General features: G+C 61.9%; 16 protein-coding genes and 1 tRNA gene. 8 read left to right on the top strand and 9 right to left on the bottom strand.

The genetic code is table 11. The features are described 5' to 3' along the window. Positions 1 to 291 (top strand): hypothetical protein (locus tag CV770_RS43085; RefSeq protein ID WP_210203166.1); only part of this gene is annotated, 291 nt, incomplete at its 5' end. A 311-nt stretch (positions 292 to 602) separates the two neighbouring features. Here the strand turns inward: CV770_RS43085 and CV770_RS39120 are convergent. Further along, positions 603 to 887, bottom strand: coding sequence for a DUF3892 domain-containing protein (locus CV770_RS39120; RefSeq protein ID WP_245453990.1), 285 nt, complete (start codon positions 885 to 887; stop codon positions 603 to 605). 235 nt (positions 888 to 1,122) lie between these two features. Between CV770_RS39120 and CV770_RS39115 the strand changes: the two genes are divergently transcribed. The 4 genes from CV770_RS39115 (at position 1,123) to CV770_RS39090 (ending at position 3,596) form a co-directional block, all read left to right on the top strand. Beyond that, positions 1,123 to 1,437, top strand: a complete 315-nt coding sequence (locus CV770_RS39115; RefSeq protein WP_146101443.1) for a TenA family protein — start codon at positions 1,123 to 1,125, stop codon at positions 1,435 to 1,437. 140 nt (positions 1,438 to 1,577) lie between these two features. Further along, positions 1,578 to 1,826, top strand: coding sequence for a DUF2188 domain-containing protein (locus CV770_RS39110; RefSeq protein WP_349627990.1), 249 nt, complete (start codon positions 1,578 to 1,580; stop codon positions 1,824 to 1,826). Continuing rightward, positions 1,798 to 2,082, top strand: a complete 285-nt coding sequence (locus tag CV770_RS39105) for a hypothetical protein (protein ID WP_245453989.1) — start codon at positions 1,798 to 1,800, stop codon at positions 2,080 to 2,082. Before CV770_RS39110 ends, CV770_RS39105 begins: the two co-directional genes overlap by 29 nt. Before the next feature lie 1,268 nt (positions 2,083 to 3,350). Continuing rightward, entirely contained in the window at positions 3,351 to 3,596 is a 246-nt protein-coding gene (locus tag CV770_RS39090; protein ID WP_245453988.1) for a hypothetical protein, read from the top strand. A gap of 20 nt (positions 3,597 to 3,616) precedes the next feature. On the opposite strand, the gene CV770_RS39085 is transcribed toward CV770_RS39090, so the two are convergent. The 4 genes from CV770_RS39085 to CV770_RS39065 all read right to left on the bottom strand — a co-directional run bounded on the left by CV770_RS39085 (position 3,617) and on the right by CV770_RS39065 (position 5,366). Continuing rightward, positions 3,617 to 3,928: a hypothetical protein gene (locus tag CV770_RS39085; RefSeq protein WP_104466106.1), complete on the bottom strand. Its 312-nt coding sequence runs from the start codon at positions 3,926 to 3,928 to the stop codon at positions 3,617 to 3,619. A 253-nt stretch (positions 3,929 to 4,181) separates the two neighbouring features. Further along, positions 4,182 to 4,433, bottom strand: a complete 252-nt coding sequence (locus tag CV770_RS39075) for a DUF3892 domain-containing protein (protein WP_104466104.1) — start codon at positions 4,431 to 4,433, stop codon at positions 4,182 to 4,184. A 313-nt stretch (positions 4,434 to 4,746) separates the two neighbouring features. Then, complete coding sequence (locus CV770_RS39070; protein ID WP_104466103.1) at positions 4,747 to 4,989, bottom strand: hypothetical protein; 243 nt, start codon at positions 4,987 to 4,989, stop codon at positions 4,747 to 4,749. Positions 4,990 to 5,117: 128 nt separating this feature from the next. Further along, on the bottom strand, positions 5,118 to 5,366 hold the full coding sequence (locus tag CV770_RS39065) for a hypothetical protein (protein WP_104466102.1): 249 nt from the start codon (positions 5,364 to 5,366) through the stop codon (positions 5,118 to 5,120). 127 nt (positions 5,367 to 5,493) lie between these two features. Between CV770_RS39065 and CV770_RS39060 the strand changes: the two genes are divergently transcribed. Further along, complete coding sequence (locus CV770_RS39060) at positions 5,494 to 6,210, top strand: hypothetical protein (RefSeq protein WP_104466101.1); 717 nt, start codon at positions 5,494 to 5,496, stop codon at positions 6,208 to 6,210. 336 nt (positions 6,211 to 6,546) lie between these two features. Here the strand turns inward: CV770_RS39060 and CV770_RS39055 are convergent. From CV770_RS39055 to CV770_RS39045, 3 genes are all read right to left on the bottom strand, one after another. Continuing rightward, positions 6,547 to 6,621 (bottom strand) — tRNA-Val (locus CV770_RS39055). 161 nt (positions 6,622 to 6,782) lie between these two features. Next, complete coding sequence (locus CV770_RS39050) at positions 6,783 to 8,075, bottom strand: coiled-coil domain-containing protein (RefSeq protein WP_104466100.1); 1,293 nt, start codon at positions 8,073 to 8,075, stop codon at positions 6,783 to 6,785. Positions 8,076 to 8,196: 121 nt separating this feature from the next. Then, positions 8,197 to 8,802 carry a DUF1134 domain-containing protein gene (locus tag CV770_RS39045; RefSeq protein WP_018322430.1) on the bottom strand — a complete coding sequence of 202 codons (606 nt, stop codon included), beginning with the start codon at positions 8,800 to 8,802 and terminating at the stop codon, positions 8,197 to 8,199. 139 nt (positions 8,803 to 8,941) lie between these two features. Here CV770_RS39045 and CV770_RS39040 point away from each other — a divergent pair, with 139 nt between their 5' ends. Then, positions 8,942 to 9,427, top strand: coding sequence for a YHS domain-containing (seleno)protein (locus tag CV770_RS39040; RefSeq protein WP_104466099.1), 486 nt, complete (start codon positions 8,942 to 8,944; stop codon positions 9,425 to 9,427). 6 nt (positions 9,428 to 9,433) lie between these two features. On the opposite strand, the gene CV770_RS39035 is transcribed toward CV770_RS39040, so the two are convergent. Next, positions 9,434 to 10,216 carry a 3'(2'),5'-bisphosphate nucleotidase CysQ family protein gene (locus tag CV770_RS39035; RefSeq protein ID WP_104466111.1) on the bottom strand — a complete coding sequence of 261 codons (783 nt, stop codon included), beginning with the start codon at positions 10,214 to 10,216 and terminating at the stop codon, positions 9,434 to 9,436. A 230-nt stretch (positions 10,217 to 10,446) separates the two neighbouring features. On the opposite strand from CV770_RS39035, the gene chpT reads away from it, so the two are divergent. Continuing rightward, positions 10,447 to 11,100 carry a histidine phosphotransferase ChpT gene (gene chpT / locus CV770_RS39030; protein WP_026202749.1) on the top strand — a complete coding sequence of 218 codons (654 nt, stop codon included), beginning with the start codon at positions 10,447 to 10,449 and terminating at the stop codon, positions 11,098 to 11,100. Positions 11,101 to 11,422: the final 322 nt, after the last annotated feature.

Below are 11,422 nucleotides of genomic sequence, written 5' to 3'. Positions count from 1 at the left end.
TTCTTCAAGCTGGTCAAGCAAGGACATGCGCTTGTCGTGGAGCTCCCTGAGGTACTCGGCAATCGAACGCTGCATCTCCTGCCATTCGATGCGTTCTTCCGCGGTCCAAAGGAAACACTCAAGTTTGAAGCGAGCTTTCTCAGCGTCGTCGAATTCATTGTAAAGCGTGATATCTCGCTCTACTTCGTCGAGCTGTTCACGAATAGTCTTTGGCATAGCCGGCCTCTTGGGCTTTGCCTCGAGCCGATGCCGGTCGCCGATGCCGGTCATCGGCTCAAAAGCAGCGGTTAGCAACAGTGGTTTGACCGACCCGTGGTTTGTTCACAAAACATATTGCGTGAGCTTCTGAGTAAGCCCGCAGCGTGACGGCGACCCATAGCCGCCCGTCTTGTCAGGTTTCGGTAAGCTAGCCCGGGTACGGAGCCATTGGGTTAGCGGCACGTAGCAGGGACAGCGCAATGGCTCCAGAACAGTCAGCGCCGAGTCACGTTGTCGCTAACTCCAATTGGTAGTGCGGGCGGGGCAGGGACAGCGTCTGATCCAACGCAACCGAACAGCGCCGAGTCTCGCCCGCACTGCCTGCGATCTGGGATCGATAACCATCACGGACACTCCGGGAGCGAGAGCAGATTGTTCGGCTGAATGCCGTCCACTGTTGTCTTGATGTACTTGTGTCGGCCGTCGGTGGCGACGATGACTTCGACAGTGACGCCTGATTCTTCGACGTAGTACTCCCACTCGCGGCTTTCGAGGTCTCGAATAGTCTTCTTAACGGATAGCTTCCATCGCGTTCCGTCTGAATTTATCCCGCCGACATTTTTGATTCTCTCGTGTGCGCTTCGGCTGTCAGTCTTGTTTATGCAACAAATGCGCACGCGTTTGGGCATGCTGGTCTCTCCCATCTCTGCAAGCTGTCGGGCCGGCTTAGAGACTGGTCGAGGAGGAAGGACCGGCCAATTCTGGTAGTTGTGCCCGGGCTTTTCCTGATGGATGTATCCTACCGCCGGCTTCTTCCGTCGTGGAGGCTGGCAGCGTTGAAGTTAGCGGCGCGTGGTAGGGACAGCGCTCGTCTGAAGTCGTGCGCCGAGTCACGTGCCCGCTAACTTCAACCGTGGTGCCCAAATGGACGGTGATCATCAGCGTGACAAACCTTCGCCCGCAGAGCTGGGACGTTCGGAGCGGATGTTACGCGCCGATCAGATCGTGCCTCGGGGCCTCACTAAGGCCAGTGCGGCCGCCTATTGTGGCTGCTCCAAGGACGCGTTCAACACGTGGGTTAAGAAGGGCCTGGTGCCGGAGGCTATTCCCGGCACTCAGCGTTGGGATCGCAAGGCGATTGACTGGTATCTGGACCGGGCTTCCGGTCTGCCTATCGGGGCGAGCGCGTCGAGCGATCCGTTAGCAGACTGGCTGGCCTCAGAACGTGCGGGCCGGTGAGGCACCCAGGTAACGAGATCGTCGACTTGAATGTCGTCCACCCCGCGCGTTAGCGACGCTGCGAGGCGGCCACCAACTCCGGTAGTTGAGGCGACCGCGTCAGGTTTGCAAGATCATCCGGACCATCGATCATAGAGGCGATGCCGGAGAAAGGCTTTATGGCTGGCGTTCAATACTTTGTCACGCGCTACAAGGGCCAATGGATGGTTTCGCTCAAGGATGTGTGCTCCGGCCCATATGCCACCGAGCAAGAGGCCATCAGTGTCGCGGTGGAAAACGCCCACGAGCAGGGTCAGGCAGGAAACGACGCGCAGGTTCTGGTCCAAAGCCACGACAATAGATTCAGAAGCGAGTGGGTATATGGGCGCGACTCGTACCCACCAGGTTAAACCGGGCCAACGGATGCACACATTCGAACGGCACATCACTTCCCTCCGGTCGCAAGCGCTTGCGGTGCTTGCAGCCAATCAGGCCCGTGCGGTCGATCAGTCCCTGAGCCTGGCAGATCGCCAAGTCGCGACGTTCGATGCTGAGGACGCCCAGGAAGTGTTAGGCATACTCGATTGCGTGAAACTCGCCCCCGGGCCGGAGGAGGCGCGGAAAATCGCAGCGCGCATACGCGAGCTTCTAGAGGGGAAGAAGTGAGTTCCAACCGATTCGGGTGGCGTGCCTGTAAGGTTTTCGCCAGCGCGCCGCGCCCGCGCTGCCAGCGACCTGAAACTGATCGCCAAGTCACCGCCCTGTCTTGGTAGTTGCTCCAGGGCATTCGTCCGGAGGACGTTAGCGACACGGCAGGGAAAGCGCCTCCCTTTGTCCACTTCAACCCTCCCAGCTGACCGGCGCCGAGTCGCGCCCGCGCTGCTTAAGGTTGCGGGAGTAGCTAGTTATGAAGTGGACGTACGAAACAGGCTCCGGGTTAGCTGAGATCATCAGCGTCCCGGGTGGCTGCGCGCTCCTGTTTGACGGTCAGGTGTTAGGCCAATACATCTCACCGGTTGTCGCCGCAGGCGAACTAGCGAACGGGATGTGCCATTGGCCGTGGGCTGGCGACCCCACGAAGATGGGCATTCCGGAAGACCTGTCCGAGTGGCAGTGCGTCCCATAGTGCGTTAACGGCCGCCAGATTTCATCGGACGTGTTGCCGAGATCGAAATAGACAGGTTGTCTCGGGGTAGCAAACTGAGGGCTCGATGGTGGAGCTGAAGCGCGTCAGCTTGCTAGGGACCGCTCAGATGCAGGCGGGCGGCCGAGGAGATTGATCGGAATCTGCCGATGGATAAGGCGCTATTGTAGCCTAGCTTGCGCTTGGCATTACGGCTCGACGCCGCGCCCGCGCTGCTTACGGTGTGCGGGTTAGTCATAAAGGCACTGGGTGCGCTCGCGATACCTGACGAAAGGCTGGCAGGCCGTCTTGCTTCAACAGGCTGCCAGGACTCCAAGTCAGTCCCCAGTCGTGTCCCAGAATGAGGTGCCCCAGCGCGGGCAGCATGCCGGGGTGACACGGTGGGCTGCCGTGAGCCAGAAGTCGAGCCACGACTCGATCATTATGACCGTGAAAATGTAGAGCAGCATCACGAGCTCAAAATCGCAGCGCGTTGCAAATCTGCCCCATACTCCGTGCAGCGGCGGTAGGATCCTCGTTCGCGCTTTGAGGTGCAGTCCAAGCACACGCGAGAAAACGGCAGTTGCCAATCGCGCATAAGAAAATCTCACGTCCTGAAAAACGACTAAGCTACTATCGCAACCAAGGGCTGTCCACCAGAAAGAAAGCAGCTTCGCTCTCCGTAATTGTCCGGTGGTTAGCTAAAGTGCGAGAGGTATATCGCTGAGATTGAGTGGGACGGTGCTGCGGGTGTCGTTGCATAGCGATCCCTGTCACCTCAGACAGGTACGCCCTGGTTCGATATGAGCGCATGATCGCCGCGGTGGAGGGCTCTCCTATGCAGCGCTATTATTTCCCGATCATCCACAACGGTCTCCTTCAGCCGGACAGCGAGGGTGAGGTGTTTGGCTCGGCCGATCTCGCGAGTCAGTACGGTGCCGGTGTCGCTCAATATATCGGCAGCGATCCTGACTACGATCCCGTTAGCGAAACTGTCGTGCTGGTCGTTGATGGCGAAGGCACAGAGATCGCGCGGCACGTGGTTGTTAGTGTGTAGTACCGCTGCGCGGCGAGCATCTACCAGGTAACCCGAACGTCGCCGTGATCTTCCGCCATCGGCCTCTCACCGTCAAAATCTGCGTGAGCGAGTAGGGCGCCAATTCCAAACAACACCATGCCGCCGCTCCAAACGAGGCAGGTTGCCGTAAGGTAGGCCGACGTTCCGACTCCAATGTTGCCAGTAAGCCCGAACAGCGTGCCGGCGTTGAACAACAGACCGACTACGCCCCACAGCCAAAACAGGACGGCAAGAAACCCCTTTGAGACGCCGTGGTGGCTTCTGAGCCGGAACGTGCGTTCCCAACTTTCTTTGCTTTTAAACACTCCCATCTGGGTCTCTATTGATGGGTACCGTAGCGATTGCCGGTTCTGGAGTTCACGTAGGTGCCACCGCGGTGAGATGAGCCGGAGCCCCCTGCGAAGCTACCCCCGTGACTGCTAGTGTGATGGCCGCCGCCATAACTGAGGCGGCCACCGTGCGATCCGCCGCGCGCGAACGCGCACTGGGTATAGGCCAGACATGTCAACACAACGGCCAAAAGTCCAAAGGACTTCGTCATATTCAGATCCATCTTTCTGGTGACTAGGGACATTCCGGCAACGCGAGAAGGTTGTCGTTGTAGTAGCCGTCAGCATACGTCCTTACGTGTTTGCCGTTTTCACCTTGAACGACACCAACGTCGGCCCGCTTGCCATTCACCAGCGTGTAGAAAGTATGGGTGCCTGCTTCGATCCAGTTGATCACGCTTTGGCGTGTCCACTTCCCGGTTGAATTTCCAAGATGTGTGATGCCCTCATGAGCGTTATTTCTGGGCTGCTTATTGATGCACGTCACCTGACATCAGCCATCTAAAAAAACTCCCGTTTGAAATGCGCAGATCAAAGCGCAACCGCAGCGGGAGCGCAAGCCACAGTGCAGCGCACATTTGAGACTTTCGACGCAAGGAAAAATACGGGGCACAGGCGCCCCCTTGTCATTTTCGACAGGTTCAGCCGGTGCCTAGATGACGCATGATGGCCTAACAGGAGGACGCCGCGGGGACTGAGATAGAGCGCCATAGGCCTGCCGACTGTAGCAGTGAGGCGACCTTGAAATAGCCTTCAGCGCCTGCCGCATGGCCTCCGGGCGGGTAGGGGCATCGTCCTGCTTATTTCTTCTCTTCCATAAGCCGTGCAGCCCGAACACGCGCGCGCTCCATCATGGCCTCTTTCGCCTTTAGCGAAGCGATCTCGGACTCAAGCCGCTCCCAGATCGGCAGATAGACTTCGCCGCCCTGGGGCGACTGGCGCATGTTGTCGGCAAGCCGATCGAGGCACCATTCCAGCCTGGCGACGGCGATTGGGTCACCCTCTTTCCATGGCGGGCTGCTCTTCGTGTGCCGTTTGGCCATTGTTTGCTCTGGAATGCTTCTGCCGCGTCCCGAGCGTCAAACCGATTTCCACAGGACCTGGCGTCACCGGATCCGCGCACCGGCGGTGATTTCCTCGGCCGATCGCCGTGGATCGCTCGGACCTTCGATCAGAGCCGGTTCAGGGGCAGGACGAAGAGGCCGATGACAGCGACGACGAGCCGTCCCTTAGGCTCCTCGAGCGCTTCGACCAAGACAGCGGCCTCGCGATGGGCTTTGGCAACGACATGGAGGGACGAGCACGACGGCGCCGAACCGGGCGAGGACGACGAGCCGGCGCTCGGCTGGACGACCAGCGGCGTCATTGGGGCCTTAGCGACCGCGAGCAGGACGACTGCGACCGGGAGGACAGCGCGCATACGGGCCGAGCCAAGGGCCTTGCGTGGATCACTCGTAGCCAGAAAGTCGGAATTTTCCGAATGTTTGCCAGTTGCCGATCTCGACAACGTGCGGGAACATGCCTGCTTGTCGTGCAGGTCGGATCTCATGGGTCTTTCAATTCGCTTTTATCTCTTCGCCGAAGACGGGCTTCAAAGCATCTCGCAGCGTGTGATGATGGGCTTGATCAGAGGCAAGGACGCCATGCCGCAGTACGCTGGCACGAAGCAGAAGGTTGCTGACGTCATCCTTGAGAACGAGGGCAAGAGACCGCTCCGGATTGAAAGAGTGCAGGGGAGTTTCCTGACGTTCGACGACAAGGGTAAGGTGCACAAGGACCTCGTGGCATCTGGCTTTGCGGCGCTCGAAACCGGCATGGCGCTCGAGGAAGCCTTAAAGCAACCGCAGACCAAGATCGTGGACCTCACGCCAAAGCTCAATCGCGAGAAGTGGGAGAGAGAGAACCGATGGACACTCTCCAAGGACGACCTGGACGCCATTGCGGACGATATCTGGAGACGCAAGGAAGCGAGTCAGCCGCGCATTGAGCGCGCCCAAGGGATCGCTCCTAAGCCTCCTAAGGTCACCTACGAGGCCAAGGAGGCGATCCGAGAGATCAGGACGAGCCTGATTAGCATCGCCAACAAGCTTCAATGGCTAAGCGAGCCTGCTCTGAAGGGCGCCGCGTTTGAGGCGCGCGAGAACGCCAAGATCGAAGCGGATGGGCCGCTGTGGCTCGGGATTGCCGCGGCGGCTGATCGCTATCACGAGATCCAGGTTCGCCGACGCACAGGCGGGGCGTCTGGTACGCGCTTGTGGAGATAACGCAATGGGATGCGGTTCAACGAACTGGAGAAGTGATCGCAAGCGTCAGTGAGCGCTGCGATTCCAAAGCGAAAGCAGAGGAGGCGGCTCGGAAACTTATGATCGAGAATGCCAACTGGTTTACCGCGGAGACGTCGGTCCATACCGAGGTGCTATGCGAACTGGAGTGGGATGAAGAGGCGGGAGCTAAGCTTCTCTAACCCCAGAACGCTGCAAGAACAAATTCCCCCGCCTTTCCCCGAGTGTTGCTGCTTAGTTCTGCTCTTTCGTGCCTGCAACTGCCGAATAGGCTAGCGGACGAAATTACAAAAAAGGCTGGAATAACAGAGGTTTTGGTGGTGGGCGCACAAGGGATCGAACCTTGGACCTCTCCCGTGTGAAGGGAACGCTCTCCCGCTGAGCTATGCGCCCGGGACCATCATGCAGACGGCCGGACCTGTTCGGCCGGCCGGCGCATCGGAGCCCGCGATTTAGAAGTGCGGGCTTGAGGTGTCAAGTTTCCAGGCGCCGCGGGGGCGGAAAACCTTGGGCTCAGTCGCGCAAATTCGCGACCGAGGCCGGATTCGGACCGCTTACGCGCCCTGCTGGCGGGCGCGGGAGGCGTGGGCCTGCAGCGCCCGGATCCGCTCGGCCAGCGTTCCGCCGCCCTCGGGCAGGCTCGGCGCGCCATTGGTCGCGGCGTCGTTGGCCGGGCGCGGCGCCGGCTTCGGCGGCTGGCCGGCCTCGGCCGCGAGCAGCGCCTCGATCGGCGAGTTCGGGCCTTCGAGCTGCATCGCGAGTTTTGCGACCTCGGCGGCGATGTCGTTGATGCGCTCGCGGAGCAGCGCGTTCTCCATGCGCTCGGTCGCCCAGGAGCTTTCCGCCTGCTGCTGGATCGCGTTGATGTCGCGCTGGAGCTTTGCGCGCTCGTCGCGGGCGGTGCGCAGCTGCTCCTCCAGCGCGGTCTTCTCCGCGCGCAACGCTTGCACGGCGGCCGAGGATTTGCCGCCGCTCAAGGCCGCGATCTCGACCCGCAGCTCCTTGATGGTGCGCTCATTGCCCTCATGGGCCTGGCGGAGCTGGTTGTTCTCATAGTCGCGCTCGGCGAGCAGCTTGCCCTGCGTGGCGAGGCGACCTTCGAGGTCGGCGACGCGACCCGACAGCATCTCGGCTTCTTTCACCTGTCCGATCAGCTGGCGATCGAGCTCGGTGACGCGCTGGCTCAGGTTCTCGACCCGGCCGCGGGCATCGCCGAGCTCGCGCGAGGCGGTCTCGGATTCGGTGCGCTCCTGCGCGAGGCGCGCTTGCGTGGCGGCAAATTCCTTCTCGGCATCGCCGACGCGGTTCTTCAATTCCTCGATCTGGGCGCGCACCGCGACCAGCTCGACCTGGCGGCTCTCCGCCATCATCGAGCGGTCGGACAGTTCGGAGTTGATCTTGGCGAGCTCGCCTTGCTTGTCGGTCAGCGCGTTCTCGGCGGCGCGCAAGGCTTCGGTCTTGGCGTTGAATTCCTCTTCGGTGGCGCGGAGCTGCTCCTTCACCGCCTTTTCGCGCGCCTCCAGCGCGAAGATCGTGGCGTTCTTCTCGCCAAGCTCGATCTTCATGCGGTTGATGGCGTCGCTCTTCTTGCCGAGCTCGGCGAGCTGGCTCGTGGTCTTGTTCTTGAGCTGATCGACGCTCATCTCGAGCCGCCGCGCCGACATGGCGAATTCGGCGCGGAGCTGGTCCTTGTCGGCCTGGATCTCGGCCATCGACAGCGGCGTTGCGGCCTCCAACCGGCGCGTGGTCAGGCGCACGGCGCGGTTATGCACCAGCGGCACGATCGCGAGCCCGCACAGCATCGAAAGCAGGAAACCGATCGCCAGGTACATGATCGGTTCGACCATGGGGCAGAACTCCCAAGCTTAAGGAAAAATTCACCAACGACCATGCCATGGCGACCCGGCAAAAAGCCAGCCCCGGCCTGTCGTTAACCTTGATCCGTAAGCCCGATGGGAGAGGAAAACCCTAGAATGGGTTCCAGGTCGCACGCGGCGTGTATTTGAGATAGCCGATATTGGCGCCTAGCCTGAGGCCGAGCCCGGAGCGGATCGGCACCAGCACGATGTTGTTGGCGGTGAGCGCCGTCATGCCGAAGCCGCCGATGATGTAGGCCGAGCCGTCGAGGCCGGCGAAGCGTTGGTAGATCGCGTTGGTGGCGGGCAGGTTATAGACCAGCGTCATGGTGCGCGCGCCGTCGCCGCCCCAGTCGAAACCGAGCGAGGGGCCCTGCCAGTAGACGCGCAAGTCTCCGGCATTCTTGGTGTAGAGCGTGCCTTCGCCATAGCGCAGGCCGGCGACGAATGCGCCGGAACCTTCCTCACCCAGGATATAGCCGTTGGGCAGGCCCCATTGGCTGATCGCCTTCTCGATGATGGAGGCGAGCCCGCGCGAGACGTTGCCGAAGAAACGGTGCCCGGCGCCGACGAGCTCGTCCGGCCCGTAGGTGCTGGGCGTCGGGGTCCGCTGCGGCGGCGGCAGATTGGGCGGCGGCGCCTGCTGGGCCGAGGCCGGCACGATCCAGCCGACCATCGCGGCAAGCGCGAGCGCAGCAAGGCGTGATGCGAAAGTCATAAAAGAACCCCTGGTACCGAAACCGGTCGCTTCCTTAACCTGACGCCAACAGGCGAGGCTCTAGGTTGCGCCGGATGTCCCCTCGACTCGGATGTTATCCGCAGCAACTATGACGGCACAACGGCAGGAAGATAGCCCTTTGCGCCCCGGAATTGCCTTGATCGGCCTCCTCGTTTGGCTGCTGCCGGGCATATGGCTCACCGGCCCGGTCAGGCCGGCCGGGGCCGCCACCACCGAGCGGGTCGTCGTCAACCGCTTCACCGGCGTCGCCATCGAAGGGTTCGACCCCGTCGCCTATTTCGTCGCGGGGGCGGCCATGCGGGGCACGGCGGAGTTCGAGGCGAACCTATGGGGCGCGGTCTGGCGCTTCCGCAACGAGGGTAACCGCGCCTCCTTCCTGGCCCATCCCGAAATCTATGGCCCGCAATTCGGCGGCTACGACCCCGCCGACATCGCCCGCGGGGTGACCGTCGCCGGCAATCCCCGTTTCTTCGCGATCGTGGCGCAGCGCCTCTATCTGTTCAGCCGGGAAGCCAACCGCGACGCCTTCGCCGCCAATCCCGAGCGGTTCCTCTATGAAGTCGGCAAGCGCTGGCCCGCCCTTCAGGACAAGCTCGGTCAGTAGCAGCCTTCAGAGTCTTGCCGCCTGCGGGTCGCCCCAGGCGATGAACTCCGGGATGATGAAGCCGCTGGCGTGCCGCTCGCCGAAGCGGAGCTCGCCGCCCTTGCCGTCGGTCACCTTGCCGCCGGCCGCGGTCACGACCGCGGAGCCGGCCCCGACGTCCCATTCACAAGTGGGCCCGAAGCGGGGGTAGATGTCGGCGCTGCCTTCCGCGATCCGACCGAATTTCACCGCCGAGCCGACCGTCCGCCTGACGGCGTTGGGCCTGTTATCGATGAACGCTTCGCTCCTGGGATCGCCATGCGAGCGGCTCACCGCCGCGATCCAGGGCTCGCCTTGCGCCGGCAGCTTGCGGGTGTGGATCGGCTCGGCCACGCCGATGGTAGCGCCGTCAAAGCTCACGCGCTCGGCGCCGCGGCCGACGATGCCGCGCCAGAGCAGGCCGAGCGCAGGCGCGCTGACGATGCCCAGCAGCGGCACGCCTGATGTCACCAAAGCGAGGTTGACGGTGAACTCGTCGCGGCCGGCGACGAACTCCTTGGTGCCGTCGAGTGGGTCGATCAGGAAGAAGCTGCCCTCAAACGATGGCGAGGCGAGCTCGGTCCGCTCTTCCGAAAGGGTCGGAACGTCGCCCGCAAGCTGGGCCAGGCCGTCCGCGATGATATGGTCGGCGGCAAGATCCGCCTCGGTTACCGGCGAGCCGTCCTGCTTGCCGTCGATCCGCATCGCCGCGCGGTTGACGCTGAGGATCGCCTCGCCCGCCTTCACCACCAGGGCGGTGAGCGGCTCCATCAACCGGGATGCGGCCTCGGCGTCGATGATCCTCACCTGTGTGCCTCATTCGTCAGCAAGTCTCGCCCCTCTCAGTTGATTCGCCCGCAGCGCTTTATGGCCGCTTCGAACCTATCGCAAGCTAGCTGCCACGGGCTGGCGAATGTTAGAACCCGCAGCATCCGTCAAGCATGCGTGATTCGCGGCGTCCAGCGCCGTGCAATTTCAGGAACCCTCCAGGACCCCTTTATATGTCTGACGCCTCGTCGCCCGCGACCGCTACTGCTCCCGATATGCTCGAACTCGCAGCGCTGCTGTGCTCGCGGGTCTGTCACGATCTCATCAGCCCCGTCGGCGCCATCGTCAACGGGCTCGAAGTGCTCGACGACGATCCCAAGCCGGAAGACCGCGAATTCGCGCTCGACCTGATTCGAAAGAGCGCCAAGACCGCCTCCGCCCGGCTCCAGTTCTGCCGTCTCGCCTTCGGGGCCGCCGGCTCCTCCGGCGCGCAAATCGATCTCGGCGATGCCCAGACCATGGCGCGCGGGCACATCGAGGATGGCAAGTGCTCGATCACCTGGAATCTGCCGCGGCTCCTGCTGCCGAAGAATCGCGTCAAGCTGCTGCTCAACATGCTGGTCGTGTCCCAGCACACGATCCCGCGCGGCGGCATGCTGACGATCGACCCGATCGGCGAGGGCGAAACGATGAGCTTTCGCATCACCGCGACCGGACATAATGCGCGCCTGCCGCAGAACATCTCCGAGCTGCTGAGCGGCGAGCGCGGCCCTGCCGCGGATGCGCATGCGATCCAGCCTTATTATACGCGGCTGCTGGCGCAGGCCTGCGGGCTCACCGTGACGCTCAAGCCGGAAGGCGAAGCCATCATCATTACCGCTTCGTAAACGCGCGCAGCGCGCTCGGCATCTTAATCAAATCTTTACGAGGCGCTTCGGCTTGTCCGGAGCGCCTTATCTCTTTGTTGGTTCCGTTCTTTTGCACATACTCAACCAATATTAAACGCTTTGCGGTGAAGCTGGCCCCATTCCGAATAGGCGCATCACAATTCGTGCGTGCCCGCCCTGTATGAAGGCCTGTTTTCATGGATGATCTGTTGCGGGAGTTTTTGACGGAGACCAGCGAGAGCCTGGACACCGTCGACAACCAGTTGGTGAAGTTCGAACAGGAGCCGAACAACGCCAAGATCCTGGATAACATCTTCCGCCT

Origin of the sequence: Bradyrhizobium sp. AC87j1 (genome assembly GCF_002936975.1) — a bacterium.
GTDB classification, from domain to species: Bacteria; Pseudomonadota; Alphaproteobacteria; order Rhizobiales; family Xanthobacteraceae; genus Bradyrhizobium; species Bradyrhizobium shewense.
This window is presented reverse-complemented; position numbering and strand designations above follow the sequence as displayed.